The sequence below is a fragment of the Alkalihalobacillus sp. BA299 genome (assembly GCF_017745675.1).
Classification (GTDB): domain Bacteria; phylum Bacillota; class Bacilli; order Bacillales; family Bacillaceae_F; genus Alkalihalobacterium.
The window spans coordinates 47930-68836 of record NZ_JAFLJM010000014.1 but is presented as its reverse complement, the minus strand read 5'-3'; the positions used below and the strand labels follow the sequence as shown (position 1 = coordinate 68836).

23 protein-coding genes and 1 pseudogene are annotated in these 20907 nt (G+C 33.2%); 16 read left to right on the top strand and 8 right to left on the bottom strand.

Annotated elements, in window-relative coordinates:
* The first annotated feature begins 324 nt into the window (after window positions 1-324).
* From J0N78_RS17720 to J0N78_RS17695, 6 genes are all read left to right on the top strand, one after another.
* Entirely contained in the window at window positions 325-849 is a 525-nt protein-coding gene (locus J0N78_RS17720; protein ID WP_209124428.1) for a hypothetical protein, read from the top strand.
* A 22-nt stretch (window positions 850-871) separates the two neighbouring features.
* The gene (locus tag J0N78_RS17715; RefSeq protein WP_209124427.1) at window positions 872-1066 is read left to right on the top strand and encodes a hypothetical protein; all 195 of its coding nucleotides are present in this window, start codon (window positions 872-874) and stop codon (window positions 1064-1066) included.
* 43 nt (window positions 1067-1109) lie between these two features.
* Complete coding sequence (locus tag J0N78_RS17710) at window positions 1110-1292, top strand: hypothetical protein (RefSeq protein ID WP_209124425.1); 183 nt, start codon at window positions 1110-1112, stop codon at window positions 1290-1292.
* Entirely contained in the window at window positions 1289-1612 is a 324-nt protein-coding gene (locus J0N78_RS17705) for a GNAT family N-acetyltransferase (RefSeq protein WP_209124424.1), read from the top strand. The genes J0N78_RS17710 and J0N78_RS17705 overlap by 4 nt, the downstream gene beginning before the upstream one ends.
* Before the next feature lie 261 nt (window positions 1613-1873).
* On the top strand, window positions 1874-2200 hold the full coding sequence (locus J0N78_RS26385; protein ID WP_209124422.1) for a ParB N-terminal domain-containing protein: 327 nt from the start codon (window positions 1874-1876) through the stop codon (window positions 2198-2200).
* Complete coding sequence (locus J0N78_RS17695) at window positions 2200-3372, top strand: hypothetical protein (protein ID WP_209124421.1); 1173 nt, start codon at window positions 2200-2202, stop codon at window positions 3370-3372. Before J0N78_RS26385 ends, J0N78_RS17695 begins: the two co-directional genes overlap by 1 nt.
* Window positions 3373-3453: 81 nt before the next feature.
* On the opposite strand, the gene J0N78_RS17690 is transcribed toward J0N78_RS17695, so the two are convergent.
* On the bottom strand, window positions 3454-4809 hold the full coding sequence (locus tag J0N78_RS17690) for a helix-turn-helix domain-containing protein (protein ID WP_209124419.1): 1356 nt from the start codon (window positions 4807-4809) through the stop codon (window positions 3454-3456).
* Between the two features lie 280 nt (window positions 4810-5089).
* Between J0N78_RS17690 and J0N78_RS17685 the strand changes: the two genes are divergently transcribed.
* The 8 genes and pseudogenes from J0N78_RS17685 (at window position 5090) to xerS (ending at window position 10120) form a co-directional block, all read left to right on the top strand.
* Window positions 5090-5551 (top strand): hypothetical protein, encoded by a 462-nt coding sequence (locus tag J0N78_RS17685; protein ID WP_209124417.1) that lies wholly within the window; start codon window positions 5090-5092, stop codon window positions 5549-5551.
* 25 nt (window positions 5552-5576) lie between these two features.
* Window positions 5577-5744, top strand: coding sequence for an aspartyl-phosphate phosphatase Spo0E family protein (locus J0N78_RS17680; RefSeq protein WP_209124415.1), 168 nt, complete (start codon window positions 5577-5579; stop codon window positions 5742-5744).
* A gap of 56 nt (window positions 5745-5800) precedes the next feature.
* On the top strand, window positions 5801-5932 hold the full coding sequence (locus J0N78_RS26230) for a hypothetical protein (RefSeq protein ID WP_280637249.1): 132 nt from the start codon (window positions 5801-5803) through the stop codon (window positions 5930-5932).
* A 48-nt stretch (window positions 5933-5980) separates the two neighbouring features.
* On the top strand, window positions 5981-6298 hold the full coding sequence (locus tag J0N78_RS17675; protein WP_209124413.1) for a DUF3895 domain-containing protein: 318 nt from the start codon (window positions 5981-5983) through the stop codon (window positions 6296-6298).
* A gap of 651 nt (window positions 6299-6949) precedes the next feature.
* Window positions 6950-7771: a DUF3800 domain-containing protein gene (locus tag J0N78_RS17670; protein WP_209124411.1), complete on the top strand. Its 822-nt coding sequence runs from the start codon at window positions 6950-6952 to the stop codon at window positions 7769-7771.
* A gap of 51 nt (window positions 7772-7822) precedes the next feature.
* Window positions 7823-8124, top strand: a pseudogene (locus tag J0N78_RS17665) (DUF3895 domain-containing protein).
* Window positions 8125-8192: 68 nt separating this feature from the next.
* On the top strand, window positions 8193-8915 hold the full coding sequence (locus tag J0N78_RS17660) for a hypothetical protein (protein ID WP_209124410.1): 723 nt from the start codon (window positions 8193-8195) through the stop codon (window positions 8913-8915).
* Window positions 8916-8992: 77 nt separating this feature from the next.
* Complete coding sequence (xerS, locus tag J0N78_RS17655; RefSeq protein WP_209124409.1) at window positions 8993-10120, top strand: tyrosine recombinase XerS; 1128 nt, start codon at window positions 8993-8995, stop codon at window positions 10118-10120.
* 37 nt (window positions 10121-10157) lie between these two features.
* On the opposite strand, the gene J0N78_RS17650 is transcribed toward xerS, so the two are convergent.
* Genes J0N78_RS17650 through J0N78_RS17640 form a run of 3 tightly spaced genes read right to left on the bottom strand, consistent with a single transcriptional unit; the run spans window position 10158 to window position 11472 of the window.
* Complete coding sequence (locus tag J0N78_RS17650) at window positions 10158-10442, bottom strand: hypothetical protein (protein WP_209124407.1); 285 nt, start codon at window positions 10440-10442, stop codon at window positions 10158-10160.
* 32 nt (window positions 10443-10474) lie between these two features.
* Window positions 10475-11206: a hypothetical protein gene (locus tag J0N78_RS17645; protein ID WP_209124406.1), complete on the bottom strand. Its 732-nt coding sequence runs from the start codon at window positions 11204-11206 to the stop codon at window positions 10475-10477.
* A gap of 20 nt (window positions 11207-11226) precedes the next feature.
* The gene (locus J0N78_RS17640) at window positions 11227-11472 is read right to left on the bottom strand and encodes a hypothetical protein (protein WP_209124404.1); all 246 of its coding nucleotides are present in this window, start codon (window positions 11470-11472) and stop codon (window positions 11227-11229) included.
* Between the two features lie 167 nt (window positions 11473-11639).
* Between J0N78_RS17640 and J0N78_RS17635 the strand changes: the two genes are divergently transcribed.
* Both J0N78_RS17635 and J0N78_RS17630 read left to right on the top strand, forming a co-directional pair.
* Complete coding sequence (locus J0N78_RS17635; protein WP_209124402.1) at window positions 11640-12845, top strand: hypothetical protein; 1206 nt, start codon at window positions 11640-11642, stop codon at window positions 12843-12845.
* Entirely contained in the window at window positions 12842-13558 is a 717-nt protein-coding gene (locus J0N78_RS17630; protein ID WP_209124401.1) for a hypothetical protein, read from the top strand. Before J0N78_RS17635 ends, J0N78_RS17630 begins: the two co-directional genes overlap by 4 nt.
* A 76-nt stretch (window positions 13559-13634) precedes the next feature.
* Here J0N78_RS17630 and J0N78_RS17625 read toward each other — a convergent pair whose 3' ends face one another.
* The 4 genes from J0N78_RS17625 to J0N78_RS17610 are packed head-to-tail and all read right to left on the bottom strand — an operon-like array spanning window position 13635 to window position 20885.
* Window positions 13635-14252, bottom strand: a complete 618-nt coding sequence (locus tag J0N78_RS17625) for a hypothetical protein (protein ID WP_209124399.1) — start codon at window positions 14250-14252, stop codon at window positions 13635-13637.
* A gap of 16 nt (window positions 14253-14268) precedes the next feature.
* The gene (locus J0N78_RS17620) at window positions 14269-14763 is read right to left on the bottom strand and encodes a M23 family metallopeptidase (protein ID WP_209124397.1); all 495 of its coding nucleotides are present in this window, start codon (window positions 14761-14763) and stop codon (window positions 14269-14271) included.
* Between the two features lie 38 nt (window positions 14764-14801).
* Window positions 14802-16934: a peptidoglycan DD-metalloendopeptidase family protein gene (locus J0N78_RS17615; protein ID WP_209124396.1), complete on the bottom strand. Its 2133-nt coding sequence runs from the start codon at window positions 16932-16934 to the stop codon at window positions 14802-14804.
* 3 nt (window positions 16935-16937) lie between these two features.
* The gene (locus J0N78_RS17610) at window positions 16938-20885 is read right to left on the bottom strand and encodes a TrbL/VirB6 family protein (RefSeq protein WP_209124394.1); all 3948 of its coding nucleotides are present in this window, start codon (window positions 20883-20885) and stop codon (window positions 16938-16940) included.
* Window positions 20886-20907 lie beyond the last annotated feature (22 nt).

Below are 20907 nucleotides of genomic sequence, written 5' to 3'. Positions count from 1 at the left end.
GCGTTTTAAGGAGGTGAGTGTGGAAGTTATTAGTCTAATCTTTTTTCAGATTTAAGGGGTGTTTTTCTTAAAAAACTTGTTGAAAGGGTGTTTTTATGTTTGAAAAATCTTTTTATTCTTGTCTTATCTTTATTGTTCTTACTGTAGGTGTTTTGAGCTTAATCTTTCTAGGATTAGGGGTAGCCGAATTGTATGAACTATTTTGGGATAAAGCATTAAGAAGACCGTAAGTATAAATCATTAGAAAGGTAGTAGCCTAGGTGTGTCAATCAATATTGGACAGACCTTTTTATTATGTCACTTATAAAAAGGAGAGGATATTTAATGCAAGCAATTTATATTTCAACTGTATTTGGTGAATACATGGGAGATTGGAAGAAATCTGTTGAGAATAATAGTGCGTGGAAATACATTGGTGGAGGGTTCCGTTCTGAAAGACATGGTTTTACGCTTTTTATGCGATTTTCAGAAGCTTTAAAAGTAACCATGTACGAATGTTCAGTTTCTTCACCAAGTAGCCATCGAGTTGCTGATTTAGAGCAATTCAACTTTGAACAAGCATGGAAAGTGATGTGGGGGAGTCGAAACATATCTCCAGATCATATCACAATTCTTACAAGAGAGAATTATATGGACTTCCTATTAAACTCAAATTCTGTTTGGAAAAAAGAGCAGGAAAGAGGAAATTGTATCATTCATCATCCGACTCAAAGCACATTTGAAAGTGATGAAGAAGGTACGTTTAACAATTTATCAGTAGACCAACCTGGTTCTGTTCAGGTGTATCTTCGTAAATTAACAGCAATGGGGTTTCCAATTAATCAAAAATTCCTATCCAATGTAGGTTAATTAATAGAGAGGGGAAATAAAAATGTCAAAAAATAAAGTCTTAATAGAGAAAGTTAAATTAACAAGAAACGGAATGTACTTTGAAGATGAAGATTTATATACGATCAGTCATTGTAGGAAATGTAAAGAAGACTTTGTTCTTCATTCTCATGATAACCCAGCATACGATGGTCCAAGAGTTTATGAGTTTCCAGATGTATGCGACGACTGCTTATAAATCAATTTTTAGGTACATTATTTATTAATTCGGGAGGATATATATGAAAACATTTATAAATTTTCTTAAGAGACTATGGAGAGAGGACGATAGCCGAGTTTTAATCACTTTTAAAAACATGGCTAAAAACCAAAATTTTAGAGAGTTAACTGAAGAGGAAATGAAAACTATTCGTAGTGGCCCTATCTCTTCTGCAAAAGAATTTAAGAGAGGTAACTTGTCATGAAACCATTATATTTTGAGAATCAACATAAGGATTGTATCGGTCAAGAGCATAAATACACGTTGTATGTAGCTTTTAGAGATGATCCTGAATTGAGAGTAATCGGTTATATCCAATATACAACTTTACATGATGAGCTATTTGTTGATTATGTTGAAGTAAAGGAAGAACTGAGACGACAAGGCATTGGAAAAGCTCTTTACCGAAAGTTATACGAATTGAATAAGGATTGTTCTTTTAAAGAGTCGGGGTATTACACCGAACCGGGAAGTAAAATCCGTAAATGGTTCAACGAGGAAGTGCTTGGAGGTAAAGTAGCATGATAAATAACGTACTTCAAAAAGCTTTGAGAGGATTTCAATTGATTAAAGTACGCTATTACATGAAGAGTAATTCTTCCGGTCAGCTTCATATTTACGAATGTGAAACAGAGTACGAATACAAAGCATTCTTAGAATGCTATGGGGATTCAATTGAAATATTTAGCGTAGAGTAAAGGTTTAAAAAAATAAACATTAGATAATGAGGGGATATTCAAATCAAATTTTGAGTATCCCTTCTTTTTATTTGAAAGGGTGTATTAAGTGAATATAACAGACACATTAGTCCAGTTATGGGAACAAGAGTATCCAGAGCAATCCAGTCAATTTCCTAAGTTTTTCGAATGGGAAGAAAAGATGATTTCTATTAGTGAATTAGGCTTTTTTCAACCTAGTAATATGGAGAAAGCTAAACAATATTTTGACCTTATGAAACAAGGTACTGAATTTCCTCCATTGGTAGTTTTACATTTTGGGGGAGACCATTATGAACTAATAGATGGATTTCATCGGATTTGGGCCAGAAATCAATTGTGCGAAACCTTTGTTAAGGTATTAGTCGGGAGAAACAGATTTGAGAGGTGTTCCTAATGGATAAATTTCAGTTTAAAGCAAGAACATTAGAGAGGAAATTCCAAAGGAAAATGAAGAAGTATAATCAATTCTACACAGTAACAGGTAAAAAAAATACTGTAGTTGAATACACGAAAGATACTTTTTCTTTTATAACAGAACGTAATGGTGGTTTATTAGAAATATCACGAAAGAACTTGCGAAAAGCAATAACCTTTGTATTTTTCAAAAGAACCACTACACGAAAGGAACTTGAAAAATTCTCTAAGTATTCCAGTGCAATTTTAGGAGTGCTTTTTGAGGTATTTAGTGAGATCAGCAGAGTCCAACGTATGGAAAATGGACTGCTGCGCCTCACTTTAACATCAACAAGATTTTATTTTTCAGGCCTTTGTAGAAGTCCTGGTGACATGGAGTTAATCGCAAATGAAGGTGGTAAATTTGTACTTTTAAGTTACTATAACATTCGCCACCAGAAGAATGAACAATGGCTCCATTACTTAAAAAAGTATAATATGAGGGCAATTATTGACTCAGGTGCTTTTTCTGTTTTTGAAGTATTGGAAAAGAAGAAAAAAGAAAAAGTTCAACAGATGGAGTTATTCTCAGATGAAGATATACCTTATATCTCTATTGAAGCATATGCAAATTTCATTAATAGGTATAAGGATTGCCCGCTTATTATGGGGTTTCTAAACCTTGATGTGATTGGAGATCCAATAGGAACGAAAGAAAATTATAAAAAGTTAAAGCTATTAACAAATACGGATATTATTCCGGTTTGGCAAGTAAGTGATACGTTTGAGGAACTTCAAAAGCTTACAGAAGAAAGTCCTTCTTTAATCGGTATTGGGGGATGTGTTCCAATGCTACTGTCTAATCAAAAAGAGAAGGTGCGAGATATTTTAGAAAAAGTATTTCAAATATGTAAGAATATTCCCGTACATGGACTAGGAATAGCAAATGACCTTTTATATCAATTTCCTTTCCACTCAACTGATTCTATATCTTGGGTAAATTCAAGGAAAAATGGTACTAGAAAGCTATATTTGGACAATGGAGAGAAAGTTGATGCTCCACCCTATATGAGTCTATTGGAAATTTTACGTCAAAATATAGGCTATCTAGCGGGGTTAGAGGATTTCTATGAAAGACCACAATTATCATTTGATTTTGACTTTGTTGGCTAGTTTAAAAAGAAGACTTGGTTTAACCAGGCTTTTTTATGTAGAGTAAGTATTGAGAATTGCACCTGCTTTATAGCAGGTGGTTTATTTTTCTTTAAGGATTTTATAATCAATTTTGCTTTTTTCGGATATAGTTTGTATGTTATGTTCTAATTCAGCTGGAAATCCTTTAAAGTTAGGAATTAACTTTTGAATGGCTTGGTATGATGTTTCAAAGTATTGTGCTGCCTTCTTATATTTAATCTGACGTTGATAGTAGTTAGCTAATAAATTAGCGTAATGAGCAACGTTTTCCCACTGATTTCTCTTTTTAAAATAAGGAAGTGCTTTATCCCTAATATAAAGCTTATATTCATCTGTATTAGTTTTTTCTAATAGTAAAAAGCCGTAAGTTTTTAAATGAAATTCATATTCGTCTTGTTCCTTATTTTCTTTTATTAATTCGTTCCCGATTTCAAGCCAATACAAACTTTGTAGGGGAGCATTTAATTTTTTATATTCATCAACTAAGTAACAAATGGTTTTTAAACGACTAGACACAGGTATGTTTTCTGTTATCTTTACATTTTTCTCAAAATATTGAATTGCCTCACGAGAGTCCCCTTGATTTGAATATAAAACCCCCATTTTTTCATTTGCTCGGTATAGTAAGTCAACGTTATTAGAGTCCTTACCATATTTTAAAACAAATAAAGTTGATTCTTTTGCTTCCTCAATCATACCTATCCTTTGGTAAACAAGACCTTCAAGGAATTTACAATGTACGACCATATAAGTGTTATTTAATTTTTTATAAATTTCCAGAGCCTTTGCTAAAAAATATATGACTGCTTGATCTATTCTTAGTTCATGAGACACATAAGAAATTAAATAATAAAAATATCCTTTTTCCCACTCTTGAAGTGAAGCGGAACCTATATACTCAAGGGCTATACTATAATTGTCCATAGCTCCTTTTTTATCGTTTATACGATAAAAATAGAATCCTTTAAATTTATAGAAAAAAAACTTTAATTCTTCATCTAAGAATTCCTTATATTGATTAAGCTCTCTTAATTGACGTTTGGCTTCTTTCAAATCATCTATGTTTACTAAGTAATGTAGTTTAAAAATCTTAAATTTAATTATGTGGTAGGGGGTGGTAATCTTATCCATTATTTTGTTCAAACTCTTAAATGTCCTAGTTGCTGCTTGCTTTTTATTATTAGCGATACTTCTATTCCAATTTCTTAATATAGATAATAATTTTTGTGGATCAACAAGGTTTACTACATTTATTTGTAGTCGTTCAAACAGTTTTTCAATTATCTCAGTATTAGCTGTAACTTTACCGTTTTCGATTTTACTCAAATAAGAAACAGAGCATATATTATTAGCTAAATCAGATTGAGAAATATTTTTTTCTTTTCTAAAGAAACGTATTTTTTTTCCTACATCCATAAAAGTTCCCCCAAATAATACCGAAAGCTTATCCTTATAGTATGAAAGTACTACAATAATTATACCATTTTACTGTAAAATGGTGGTTGTTAAATAGCAATAAAAGGGAATAAAGTTTATAATTATTATTGAAATACCTTTTTTAGTTTTATATAATAGATGGTAGATTTAAGGAAATCAAATTCAAATTACATAATTCGCAATGGGAGCTCCCCAGCAATAAAAGGTATAGTAACCTTTTATTTGTTGGCGAGCTTTTTTTGTGTGAAGGGAGATTAACATGGAAGAAAAAAAGCAAGAGCAAACAATCGAAAAAGGGGTATTTCGAACTAACTTATTATTACCCTGGCTAACAACTGATTTAGAGGTTACCACAAAGCGTTTCATAGGATATAACCGTAACACTTTACTTGGACTTATTCCTTTTGGAAAGAATGAGGTAACTTTTCCTTTAAAGAATATTGCATCTGTATCAACTTCAACAAAATTTCATGGGAAACGCTTTGCTTTCGGTTTATTTTTTGTACTAGCAAGTTTAGCTGGATTATCTGATAACTTTGCTTCTTCGGTAATTTTTTTCCTCATTGGAATTTTGCCTTTACTTAACAGTTATACATCAACTTTTAAGATCACAAATAATGCAGGTGAATCACCAACTATTGAGATATCTATTTTGGAAAAAGGGAACGTTCAATCATTCGCAAATAAAGTAAATGATGCAATAGTATACGAAACTGCTTAATAAATAAACAGAGGGTGAAATTTTAATGTTGACTACAGTGGAAAGATTGAAGGAAGAGATCGAACAAAAAAAGATGGAAATGATATCGACCGCAGAAAATAAAGGTATGACAAGCCTTGAAACTCTTCACTGTAGCCAGGAATTAGATAAACTCATCTATAAATTTCAAAAAATAGCATTAAAGAACAGATAGACCTCTTTTTAAAAAGGGGTTCTTCTTTTTTCGGTTAATACAAGGAGGGGAACGTAATGTCAAAGTGGTTAACACCAGAAGAAATACACATTAGAAAAGAACGAAAGAAGAAAATTCTATATATATCAATGCCGATAATGGCTGCTGCAATTGGAGCCATTGTTACAGTCTTAGCAAGTAGTATCTAAACCAAGGATTGGTTTATAAAAAGGTAGATTAAAATAGGAGGATTCCAATTGTTATCTTATAAGGAAAAAGAGCTTATAAAGGATTATTTAATCAGACATAATCTCTTTAATCTAAAGGACTTATGTAACTATTTAATGGATAACGGAGCTAGTAAAGAAACATACTCGACTGGAAAACCAAAAATTTTCCCTTATGCAGCAGTTTATATAAAATCATATATACCAGGCATTGAAATGAAACGTCATGAAAATAATATATTGTATGAAATTAAAGGGGAATTACCAGTTAATACAGAAATGGAAGAGGAAGTTGAACCTAAAGAAAAAAATACACCAAGTAAAATAGGGCAACTTAGTTTGTTTTAGGTTAAAAATAGTGATTGATGCGTAGACGGGTACTTATTAAAAATCCATTTTTTTATTATTAATCTAGCAAAATAGTTTTCATAGTTTGTTTAAAAACAAGAATGATTGTCCATACTTATGTTAGACATTAAAAATGGTTGATTCTACTAACATCTCATTTATTTCTCGTGGTGCTGCAGACTGTATCATTACTGAAACCCTTAGAGGAAATAGGGATTTTGCTATCATATTATAAAGATAAGTTAAAACAAATAAGTTAAGACATAAATAAAAGAAGTTTAAAAATTAGTATTTGAAAATACGTTAGCCATATATGAAAGATATGAACCGGAGAAAAGGGAACTGTAAAGCAGGTTACCCTTTTTATTTTTTTCAATATTCTGTGCGTTAAATGCGGATTTAACGAACATTTAAATGTGGTAATAAGAATGTCTGTTTGGTATAATAAAAGGACTAGAAATAATTTCTAGTCCTTTTATTGGTATGGATGCTACGCACCACTATTTTATGGCGTAGTGAGTAGTACCACCAAGTAATAAATAACGTGTCGCTATTTATAGGGCGCAACAAGTTATGTATTACTATACCTATTTATATTACAACTTTATTCTATTATGCATGATTTAAAATAATTTGTAAAGAGGTCTACCTATGCAGCAGCAACCATTCACTAACCATTCTATCAAAGTGTTTTTTGATGAAAGCGGAAAAAACCAAGAACGTCCCCACTTGATGGGTGGAGTTCTAATACCATCAGATTACTATAATACTCCAGCTATTCAGGAATTAAATGAAATCATTCGTACTTCAAAGATCCATTGGACTGATTATAACGGTGATAGTCAAAAGCGTAATAAAATATGGAAGATATTACGAACAATACTTCAAAAAGAACATCTATTAACGATGAACGTTATCTCTTATAACCAATCTAAGATTGAGGAAAATTCAAAAAAGTTTAAAAATACATATCCAGATATTGCAGATCAGACCATTTTCATGAAGTTTCCCGAAAGAATTATCTATGGATTATTAAGAGGATATGGTTCTCATGTTCATCTTGATACACATATTCTAATTGAAGATGACACAACATATCATAATGCGAGTTATGACTTAAGAAATCAGTTATTTCAGCAATTAAACATACAATCTATTTATCGGGGAGAACGCTTTACAATTACTGAAGCTGATTACTACTCTAAACAAACTGAAGTTGGTATAGAGATTATTGACATCCTACTCGGGATAGTACGAACGATTATTCGTAACGATGAACCTACTAGTCGTCCTATACGGGAAAAGAACAAATTCATCATATCCCTATTAGAAGCAGAACCAAGTTTTAATAGTTTCTTAAAAAATATTAAATATTTTGAATGGGGAATCTCACATGAATTAGTTGAAATAGATTTTGAGAGTTACCTTAATATCTTTATTAGTTCAAACCTTTCTCCAGGTATAAATAAATAACTTATATTCTATTCCGTATTTATTCAAATTTATTTATAAGGAAGTGTAACTTTGAATCAGATTTCTTTTGATGAACTATTTATAGAAGATAACAAGGAAAAAAACGAATCCGCCCCTCAACACCACTACAGAGTGAAATTATGTCCCTTTTGGATTCAGGGGAAACTAGCGCATTGGAAATATGTGAGAAATTAATTGAGTTAGGATTAATATCTACAAAGCGGTTTTCAACCAATAAGCCGAAAGATTATGGTCAAGTATACTCTATTTTAGAAAGTTTGGTTTTACAGGGAACGGTAAAATTTATTGAAGACAAAGAAAAGCAAGATCGAATCTATGAAATAGTTCATTAAGTAATTACTTTTATAAAAGAGCCTTTTAGACATACTTCATATCATGAAGTTTAATGAAGGAGGAAAATATGAAGGACATAAAACGACTTAAAAACTTTATACTCGATATAGATATTTACATAATTATTATATTTGTTATTTCTTTTTTTTATGTCGTTCTGTACCATTTATTCCTAATTAGAATCCCAGGTACATTCCCTTACGCATATGAATTTGGGAAAATATCAGAGGTTATTTCAATTTCATTAGTAGCAGCAGTTATATTTTATTTCTTTAATGTTCATATACCTGAGTACAAACGGAAAGCTACTGAATGGAAGTTTATTAGTTACGAATTATCTAATATTACTGTGCTAATAATTCGATTAAATGATCTTATATACAAAAATGCCACGTTAGAAAAAGGACAGTATTTTGACAAAGTTTACTCTGAAACTTTAACTAAAGAACAATTAGAGGTGTGTTGCAAGACTATTGATCCAAATAATACTGTAATTATGTCGGTTGAGTATGGGGATATCCATTTTAAAAATTGGTTCCAACTTTTTGATTATTTACACAGTGAAATTAAAACGATAAGAAAAGAAATAAGCACAAATTTTTTATTTTACGACGAAGAGCTAACTAATATATTAAATTCTATAAATAGAGAATTTGATATTTATCTTAATAGATTTAAAGGAAATAAAGTTAATACTTATAACGGACTCCAATACTTTTTAGATGGCCTTATAATTTTAAATAATTTCCGTCAGAAAATAAATAATTATAAAAAAAAGGTAAATTATTAAATGAAATTTCCAGAACTAATGTTCGTTAAAATTGTATTTCATGTGAAATTCGACAAAAAACGACAGAGGGTGAATATATGGCTTCTGAATCATTAGAAAAGCAAAAACATGAGAAACGACTAAATGAGCACCTAAAAGAGTTCCCTTCTTATGTAAAGGAATATGTACAGGCACAAAAAAGAAAAAAACGTTCCCCCTCTACCCTTCTTGGTTACATACATGAATTCAAAAAGTTCTTTTTATACTTACAAGAAGAAGGTATTGCTGAGCAAAAGGATATAAAGGATATTCCCTACACTGTATTGGAAACTTTGCGTAAAGACCAGGTAGAGTTTTATGTTGATTATTTACGAGAAGAAGATATTGAAGTACGGAAAAATGTATTTAAAAAGAGATCAGATGCAGCGGTTAATCGTAATATTTCTGCTCTTACCTCCCTCTTTACCTATTTGACAACTCAAACAGAAAATAAAGATGGAGAATGTTATTTTTATAGGAATGTTATGAGTAAGATTCCGTTATTAGCTGAGTCGGAAACTGCAAATAGACGTTCAGCTTCAATGAGTTCAAAAATCCTTCACGACCAATCTATTACAGATTTCTTATACTTTGTAAAACATGAGTACGAGAATAAAATAGATGGTAAACAAAAAGAACGATTTAAAAAGAATAAAGAGCGTGATGTAGCTATCCTCTCTTTGTTTTTAGGTACCGGGTTAAGGGTAAGTGAGGTTGCAAGTTTAACTCTTGATTCCATTAACTATAAAGAATATCAAATTGATGTGGTTAGAAAAGGCGGTAAGGAAGATACAATTGAGATCCTTCCTGACTCTCTAGAAGATTTAAAGAATTATCTTAGTGTGAGAAATAGCAAATATAAGGCCACTGAAGGAGATTTTTATATATTTGTTACTAATTATCAAGGAACTGTTAAACCTATGTCAGTTCGAACAATTCAAAATTTAGTAGAACGATATACAAAAGCATTTAATCAAGGACAACGGTCTTTAAGTCCTCATAAATTGCGACATTCATTTGCTGGGGAACATTTGAAAAATAGTGGTGGTAATATTATTTTACTTCGTGATCAGCTAGGTCATAATTCAATTGAAACCACATCTCTATATACCAACCTTGACCGTAAAGAGCATAAAAAAGTCATGAAGAATATAAGTGAATCCAGAATGTTTAAAGATAATAATTAAGTCCTGCTTAGCAGGACTTTTTTAAATGTGCTTTATTCTAATTTCTAAATAGGTCTTTTATAGCTTCATCTCCGGAAATAAGGTTGTCCGTTAAGAACTTAGGTATAAAAGTAACATGATACCATTGATTCATTCCGCTATATGAATTTCTTAATTGCCTCATAACTTCCATTCTATTCTTGTCCACTTTAAAAGTTGAAGAATAAGACTTTCCATGTTCATTAACCTCTAAAATTGTATGCTTTTCTGTATCTTCTAAAATGGTAGCTTTCGATACAACTCTTTCTTGCAAAAGAATTTTAACGACTGTTTCTCCGTTCATTTTCCCTCTCCTTTATATCCAGTTGTATTTATCTATATTTGCTCTTTTTCATATCTTTCCTTCATTTTTTCAATAAGTATATCCTTTTTTAAGGTAAGTGGAAAAAGAGCAACAACATCTTCAATTTGTTTTACGTTTTCTAATCTATACCGTACAAAGTTGTTCACTTTTATTTTAGGGACTCCATACTTTGAAATAAATCTTGCTATTTCAACATCATAATTAAAATGAAAAGGTGATGCTGCACCATTCAATAGGTCTTTGTTCGACACTAAATTTTCAGGGTACACCTCCATTGGTTCAATCTGTTCCTCTTCTTTGAATATTTGAACTGGTGCACAATCAGCTATCAGTTTGTTAAGCCAGGCAGTAGCCTTCTTTAAAGGTAACGACTCAAATGTTTCTCTTATTTCTAAAGGAAGGTCATCTTTGAATAGTTGTTGCTGCCTTCTTATAATGCTCCCTTTCTCTAATACATAGCGGTTATAGTCAGAACACGAAATTAGTAATCTCTTGTTGAAGTATTCAATTAAATGTTCTTGATCGCCATAATATTTAAAACAAGCCAGTTTTGCATAAGTGGTTAATACAACATGAGAAACCTCTGGCACTATCTTAGTCCGAACATAATCATAAGAAACTGATAAATGGTTAGCAATATCTTGTACGGTTAATGTATATCCCTCATTGATAAAATCGACAATTTCCTCTGCTAATACAGCAGTAGGTACTCCTTTATGCTTTAACATTATTCTTTTATCCATAATAAGCACCCCATTGCTTCTTAAAAAGCACTATACGACTTTGAAAGGTCTGCTATATCATCATCTATATAATCTTGGAGAGTAACGCATTGGTGAGGTGTTTCAAGGTATGTAGAATGATTATTATAAGCTAACTCCCATGTAGAATAAATCCGATCATTAACTAAGAAACCTACTTTCATTACCTTTTGCGGAAGTCGAGGGTTGAGTACACAAACAGCTCCCATTGGTTTTTTAAAGTTAGATTCCCAATTACTTATAGTCATATAACCTCTCCATTCGTCAAAAATTAAAAATTAATATGTTCGTAATAATACTAACATATATTTTGATGTTGTTGACTGGAAACATTGACATAATCAGTATTTAGCTTTATAATTATTACACACAGTGGAAAACACACAACAAATGTTATATAAGGAAGGTGAAAACCATGAATACATTTCTTGAATTGGTTTCTATGAAGTTAGCGTATGACCGTGGGAAAGAAACTGGTTTGGCGGGTATTGTTGGAATTATTGTTGTTCTAGCTTGTATAGCTTTATGGGGATACATAAGACCTGTGTTTGAATTTTTTGGTGTTATGAACCTTTTAGATAGTTTAGGTCTAATTCACCCAGAAGAAGCTGGAATGACGTGGTTTAGGCTCTTAGGGGGCTTTTTAGCTTTTTATGTAATAGGAATTATTATTTTCTTATCCCTTTTGTTTTTGGTTTTCCTTTTCTCTGCAATAAGCAGCTCTAAGTTTGGTAAATGGTTAGAGAAAACTTTTGCTTTAACATTTTTCATTGTTTTAATTTCACCTCTCTTTGTCATAGCAATCCCACTATTTATTTTAGTTGGAATCATTGAGTGTGTGTCGTATATAAAAAATCCTACTGAATATAAGGAAAAACGCAAGGAAAAGAAAAGACTTAATACGAAAAAAATAGAGCTTCAATTAACTTCTGAACTAGGAATTAAAGAACAACCAAAACAAACTCCTACTTATGATCTTACGAAGGAATTAGTAGCTCAAGCTCAAGCTGACATTAGGGGTGAAACATATACACCTACGCCAAAAGAAAAGCCTAATTATAAGGAAGATAACAAGATTACGTTTGAAGAAGCTTTTCAACGTTTAAATCGGTTACCAATGCACGGAGATTATAGGTTTTTAATTGGAGTAACGTATGACCGGAAATTCTATATTCTATTGCCGAAACCTCTTAATTTAGCATATCCGAGAAAAGATGTTTTTCGTGCACAAGAAATCATAGTAAATCACCAGTTAAAACAGCTTGAAAAAGGTCAAAAGATTACTCAGGGGGAATATGAGTTAGTTATACCTAATGTTCGTTCCAATTTTGAGAATTTAGATTATTACAAGATTGAACATTATTTTGACATTGGAGATGCTCCTGTTTATGTAAAGCAGTTTAAGAATATCCGCCTTAATGAACCATATCGAATGTATGTTAACGATATTCAATTTGAATATTTCGCAAAAAAGGAAAGTTTAATTAACAGTTTAATGGACCCTAACCAAAAAGACACTTATGATAAAAACTTAAAAGAATTTAACGAGTTAATAGTCGGTAATGATGAAGTGGTAAGTTTAATCCGAAATGGTAACAAAAAGGATGGAACAACTTCATGAGTGAAGAAAAAAAGGTTTTAGAAGTATTAGAGATATTGAAGGAACATAAAGAACATATTACCTCTGTTCGGAATTGGGAGCATTATGCTAAAGAGCATTCTCTCCCTTCTTCTTCCTCTTTAATTAAAATTTTTGGTTCATGGAATAACTTGAAATTAATGCTTGGGATATCAGCTAATAAGAAGTATTCAAAGAAAGAGTTGTTGGATATAGCAAACAAACACTCCGAACACTTTACGACTTATAGTAATTGGAATGAGTACGCTTCTAAGCATGGATTACCGGTATCGACAACCTTTCTAATACATTTTGACTCATGGAATGATGTTAAAAAGCGTTTAAATCTCCCTCTTTCCACACCTAATTGGAGGAAGTATTCTAAAGAGGAAATTAAAAAGGTCATCGAGGAACATAGTGAACATTTTACTTCCAAATTGAAATGGGATGAATATTCAAAAGAAAATAAGTTACCTGATTACCGAACAATCAAGAATTATTTTAGCTGGGAAGAAGTTCAAGAGTTTGCAAATGTAAAAATTAATTATAGATATTCAGAAGAGAAATTGTTAGAAATAGCTAAAAAACATTCAAAACACTTTACTACAATGAAACGATGGGATGAATATGCAAAGGAAAATAATTTACCATCATCAATGAATTATTATAGAAAATTTGGTTCTTGGAACAAAGTAAAAGCTAAACTGTTTATGTAATTGAATAGTACTCCAAATGAAAAAGGATAGATTAAGTTTTGACTTTTATCTATCCTTTTATTTTACATAAACCTTTTTATTTGCTTTCAATTTCCTCTATAATATCCCAAACGGAAGAAGTGATATAATATATTTCATGATCTTCTCCATGTGCGTCACCATATAACTTCATTTTCACTGGTACTTTGATCTCCATACCATCACTATATTCAAGTGCTATACGAACGGTTACCTCTTGATTAATGCTTCCTCTTACATTGATTACTCCTACTCTACTGAGTTTTCCATTGCGAGAAATTTGATTCATCAAATTGGCTGCTACTTTCAATTTATCGGGATTATCTACTTTGAATAAATCTTTTGAAATTGTTTCAGTTTCAAAAGTTTGTACAAATAGTTCAGGTTCCTCAAGAATGATTGTTCCAAACATAAACTGAATTACATTTTGAGGATCTCTTTGCCTTTCCACAATATCATGTATATGTTCATCAAGATAGCCTTCTTCTATTTCTTTAGATGCTACCCACTTATACACCTTTTGTTGTTTTTTAACCATTTCGACATCCTCTAACACTTGTTGAGCTGATTGATCAAGATTTATTGGTTCCCCGTTATCTATAAACACTACATAAACAAAATATCCTATAAAGGATAATAGAAGTAACAAAATTAATGTGATTATCCTTCTATTCAATTAAACTCACATCCCATCAATTCTCAAAAGCTATAAATGACATAGGGTTTAGACTATTTTCTTTCTGAATAGTCCATTTATCTTTGTGTAATTCAAAATGAAGGTGTGTCACATTTGATTGTCCGGTACTACCCATTATTCCAATAACTTGACCTTGTTTCACCTTCGTTCCTTTTTCAACATTGCGACTATCCATATGAGCATAAACTGATTCATATCTTTTACCCTTGATCTCATGTTGAATATAAACGACATTTCCGTAACTTTTTGAAAAATAGGAACGTGTTACAATTCCATCAGCTGTTGCTACTATAGGTACATTTGGGTTATCCATATCCATCGGCCCGATATCTATTGCATGATGAAATTTAGATAGTAGATGACCATAGGTATTTGTAACGTTACCTTCGGCTGGACGTATAAAGTCTTGTTCCTTTTTAAGTATAGTAAAAGCAAAACTGGAAATAATTACGATTAAAGCCATTGCAGTAATAACGATTTTCTTATTCAAAAATTCCACCTCGTTCTTTCGGTTTAATGTAAAAGTCTTTAAAAAGGAACATATAAGGCGGGATTTAGTGAATTACCTTTTGATGCTGTCCATTGTCCTCTATGTAACTCAAAATGGAGATGGACACCGCTAGACCTACCAGTAGTCCCCATATTACCTAAAAATTGTCCCTTTTTAACAGTTTGTCCAGTTGTTACAGCTCGGTTCGTCATGTGAGCATATACCGTTTCATAGGTTTGTCCTTCTATTGAATGTTTTATAAAAACAACATTCCCATAGGAACTAGAGAAATACGAGCGGGTAACTGTTCCATCTGCAACTGAAACGATAGGTGTTGATTGTCCGTTATTACCAATATCAATCCCATGATGCATTCCACCGGAACGCATTCCGTAAGAGGAAGTAACATAACCTTTACTTGGTCGCATAAATGCTCCGTCTGTTATAACTGGTATTCCATCACTCGGTTCATATACTGCCGCATCTTTAAATCCTGAAGCAGTATTTAGAACCTTATTGACATACCATTCAGCATGATTATAAGCAAAAACGGCTTTTCTTTGATCAGTAGCATATCCATTTTTAGATAAATATTTGGCTGCTGTATGAATGGCATCTTCCATATCCCAGGGGTCTGCTTTTCCATCACCGTTAGCATCTACTCCATACCCATTTCCTGCACTTATAACGCTAAGATTTGTAATATCGGTAGAAGAGCTTACAAGTCCTCCACCAGTGTTGTATCGCCATCCCGCCCAAGTTGCGGGCATGAACTGCATATGACCGACTGCACCCGCGCTAGAAATCATTGTAGGGTGTGTACTAAAGGCTGTTTCTGTGAAATGTATTGCTGCTAATACAAACCAGTCAACTCCAAATTGTTGTTCAGCTGAAAGGTAATACTCCATATATTGTGCAGGAACACCTGCACCAGGAATAATTGTTCCATCAAAACCAACACCTATTCCACCTGTCCCTAGACCAACAGAATTAAGCCAGTTAGTATAGTTGATTGGAGGTAAAGGTAATTCAGAAGCTTCCGCACTCCCTTGATAAAATGCTTCGACTAATTGTTTATCTTGCATTCCATAGCCATATATGTTTAAAACTTGATCTAATGCTGAATATCCTTCTACATGATTAGATGTACTATCAAATACTTGTTTTCTAGTTTTGGTGATTGTCTGAACTTCTATTACTCTTTCTTTTTCGACTTCACGTTCTTTTTCAACTTCTCTGGTTCTTGTTACTGGTACATCTCGATATTCAATATATTCCACTTCTTCATACCTAACTATGCCCCATTCCGATCTTGGCCCACATCCCAATACATCGCATTCTAAAGTCGTTTTCCATCCATAAATAGGAATTTGCTCTGTAACAGTGTATGGCTGACGCTCCATTTCGGAATATTCCTCAGTTTCGGTATATTCCTCAATCTCAGTATAGGTTTCTGTTCTGTATGTGATTTCTTCAGTAGTTACCCACGGTGTAATTCTTTCTTCATAAGTAATGGTTGTTTGTCCATTCCAAGCATTAACAAAAGTTAGTTTATCTACATAATTATTTGTTTTCTCAACGGGTCCTTCATTACAAACACCATCTTCACAGACTGTAACTTGTTTTTGTGTCCATTCATTGAATTGGTTGTATTCAAAAGTAGGTGCTAATTCATTTGACATTTTCTTAATGATTTCTTTAGCATCTGCTTCGGTTTCAATGGTTTGTGAATTCCCATGAATTTGAATTGCTGATGAAATGAGTTGAATCGGTACTCTGTAAGGTACTTGTTCAGGTTTTGACATATTAACAGTTGCATATGCTCTGTCTTCCATGTACTCATATAGTTCTTGTGAATCTGGGTCTAATTCTTTTCCATTTCCAAAAAAAACAGAAGATAATAAGAAGGTTATCAATAACAAGAGTAAAATACCCATTGCTATTAAAATTGTGGGTAAGCCAATACTGGCTAAAAATGAAAGTAACATTTTAGCCAGTACAGCAACACCTTTTTTTACAGCTTGAATTGCAAGTTTAGCAGCTTTTTTAGCTACTTTTTTCGCAATCTTTTTACCTTTCTTTTTAATCGCTTGTTTTGCTTTATGTTCAGCTATCTTTCTAAGCTCGGATTTGTGATCTTCTTCAGGAGGTTGATGTTGTGGTAGAGCCATCCATTACACCCCCTGTGGTTGTCTCAAGGTTTCTCTTTCATTACGTTGATTTAATCTTGGATTTTGTTTTTCCGGTATTAGTTCGTTTGGATCAACATGAGTTTTAATATCAACGTCGGTTTTTTCATTGGTTACTTGGTCTAACGTATAGACTCGTTCTGTTTTCAAACGCTTATTGGAAACTCTGCAATCTGAATAAAGAACTTCTCCTTCATTGAGCCTTGTATCCCCTTCACCATATGGAGAAATTCGATGTTCAACGCCTCTGCTATCCTTTGCGACCACATAACTTCTATTTCTTTCAGTTATCATTCTAATTTCTTGTTGTGAGTTCGTTACTATATCGTCTACATGATATTGTCCAGAATCAACTTTGTGATCGTAAGGTTGTACGTCAGGAGGTGTTTGAACAGGTACATTACGATTGGAAACCAAACGATTAGGGTTAACATTAATAGAACGATTAAGAGGTATTTTTCCGCCTCCGCTGTCCACCGTATAAGCTGATGAATTAGTTCCATCAATCATTTTAGGTACAATCGCGCCATCTTGAACACTAAGATCTTGATAAACAACTTCTCCTTTGTTTAGAGAAGAATCTCCTGAACCAAATCTTGAAACGATTTGTGTGTTACCTGTTTTATCTCTTAGTTGTATATAGGATTGGTTATCTGTTGTAACTAATTGAACCGTTCCTCTTGTTGCCATTTGTGCAATTTCTGAAACCTCTGCTGATTCTTGGTGAACTAATTTATTATATGGATTATGATTCATTCCAAAATTTGCACCTTTTTGGTATCCGCTAACTCCAAAAAGCATACCTGACCCAAAGGCTACCGCATTTTTATGATTACTATGTCTTTCCATTACATTTTGTGGAACGTGCTCTTCTTTTAAAGAATTCCCCATTCCTTGAATTCCTGAGCTTGCCCCTCCAACTAACATTCCCATACCGCCTTTAAGGACTTCCGTTGCAGCAATAGACATAGTTGGAGCTTGTGATACAGCTTGTGTCATGTTTAATTTGTTAAGTGCTACACCTGTTGCTACTCCGGTTGCACCTTGTATAACCGCTTTTCCTACCTTTGTATCAGCTATGAAATCTGATATTTCATTAATTCCTGTAAATCCTTTTATGAAACCAGTTGTTCCACCTGCCACTGATGCTACACCTTTAAAGATTTTCCCACCCGTAGTACTAGGAATGACAACCTTCCCAGGGGCGTAATTAGATAAGTTTTCTTTTACTTGCCCATAGTTGTCAGCGTAGGCTCTCTGTTTTCCAAATGATTCCCAATGCTCACTTGCTTCTTGCTCAGAAAATCCATCCGACATCATTTGGTTAATATAACCTTCTTTATTTTTTGATGTCATATTTGTTGCCATCATACTAGCGAAGTGATCTTTATTGATATGCCCTTTATTCATCAATACTTGACCTTTGACACCCTCGGTAGCATTATTAATTGCAGAAACATAGGCTTTTTGCTGTTCACTCGGTCTTGCGTCCTTCTGCATAAGAGTTCGGTCATTGTCGTATACATCATTTGCAAGCTGATTAGCAAAATCTTGTTTATTCTGCGTTATATCAATGCCATTGCTACCCATTTTTGTCGCAGTAGCATTTGCAATTGAACGATTTTGTTGGCGTCTCTTACTAACTTCATTGTCCCAAGCCACTATTTTTTCATCTTCCGTCATATTAGGGTTATTTGCGGAGAGATTACTCATAAAGTTGTTTTTGTTTTTTGCTTTCCATGAATCGGTTACAGCATCTGCACTTTTTTCAACCAGTTCTGCTTGAGAAAAATTCTTATCTTTGGTGGCATTATCAATTGCAGAATGATATGCCTTTTGAGTAGGAGGCTTTTGTTTATACACATCAGCGTACTTATCTTGGAGTTCTTCAGGCAAATGGTTGTGTTGAAAGTATTTTCCTACGTTGGATTTATTTAATTCTTTAACGTGATCCATTTGAATAGGTGTGTCATTTGGTCTAGCGCTATTATAGCCATATACATTCCCATTATCATCTTTAAGATAACTATCTATAAACTTAGGGTGAGCACTTACTAAATCTCCTTTTTCGTTTAGAGGAACATACCACTTACCTTTTTGGTTCTTTTCATTATCGTTCACTTTGCTTGCTAATTGTCCTGCAAAATCATCCTTATTGATTGAACTATGCTTTAGGTCTACACCATTGCTCATATCGGAGGCAGTCTCATTAGCTAATTGTAAAAACTCTTGTTTCTTTTCTCCAAGTTTTTTATTCCAAGCTCCGATTGCTCCATTTTCATAATCAAGACGTTCAGCATCTGTCATGTTTGCTTTAGGAGGGTTTTTCTTACTGTAGTCCACCATGAATTGACCTCTATTCTGGTCAGACCAAGCACTTGTTAATTTAGTCGCACTTTCCTCAGCAAGTTCAGCAGCATTTGCATAGTTACCATCTTGCCCTTGTACATTTTTTAGAGTTTCTAAAGCATTTTGTTTATTTTCTTTATGCTTCTGAGCGACATCATGATTATAAAGGTCTTTTAATTGACTAGGTGAAGCAGTAGGATGTCGTTCTTTTAAATCTTTTTCTAATTGTTCTTTATTGTTACTAATCCATTGATCTGTTTCTTTTTGTGCCATACTTTCCGCTAAATCGTCTATTCCCGCAGAGTCAGTTAGTTTTTTAGCTTCATCCTTTGCACCTTCAAAACCTTTCTTAAAACGATTACCTACTCCCATTGCAGTGGCAGCACCAATTCTTCCTGAAAGACCACCAACAGCACCTCCAGCCAACATTCCAGCTGTACCACCCGCAATAGCACCAACAGGACCCAAAGGACTTCCGGCAATTGAACCCGCCATACCAAAAACGGCTTTACCCGCTTTAGAAGTAATTTGCCCCGCCTTTAGCATTTTTTCGGCTCTACTGGTAGTACCCGTATCAGTTCCAGTGTTTCCACCAACTGTTGGCTTTCCATTTTCATCTTTACTATCAGAATTTTTATCCCTACTATTTTTAAAACCTGAATAGGCTTCTCTTAAAGCACTTGTTAGGGATTTATCACCTATAGCCCCTTTTATCGAACCTGCCATACCTGCAAGTGAAGCCATTCCGAATCCCGCACCTACTTTTGCTAGTGTTGAATTCATTTGACCACCTAGACCGAATAGGTTTCTTATACTCTCGGCTACTGGTATGAAAATGACATATAGAATGACAGCGGGAATAAAGTTATTTTGATTAATCGCAATCGATGCGACAACCCAGAAAGTACAGGCATGTATAGCCTGAACAAACACCGTTCCCGTAAATTCTTTCAGCCATCCCATAGTAATGCCTTTGTATTGTGGAATTAACCACAAAGCCATCATGATAGGCCCTAAAATCATTAGGATTAATAATGTTAATTTCCTCATCATATAATAGAAATTCGCCCATAAGGCTAACCCTAAAAGCACCAATTGAATGACAATCCATCCTAAAAATCCATCAACTGCACCATTAGATTCAATCATTGTTGTGAAATCAGCAAGCGAATCTTCTGTTCCAGCAAATACGTTTACAATAGCCCCATTTACTTTAAATATAATCTCATACAGCGTTCCGATATTAGCAACAACAATCCCGACAATAAAAATATCTTTTAAGAATTCTAATAAAGTCGTTCTATTTGAAGGATTTAAACCAGATGAGCCAAGTCTGATCCCCGCCAAAACTATTCCAACTAATATAAATACTGCTGCGATTGAGGTGGTTGTTGCTACACCTGGTACATATACATTTAAGATTTCATTCTCTTTAAAGGTTTTAAATACATATTCTTCTGTTCCATCTTGTCCAAATATTAAATCTCTTAAAGTATGAATATCGGTAAATGGCTCAACTAACCATTTATATAGTTGTTCAAAGACCTCTTTAAAGATATCTAGTATCTTATTTAATCCCCACATAGACCATCACCTACCTTTCTTG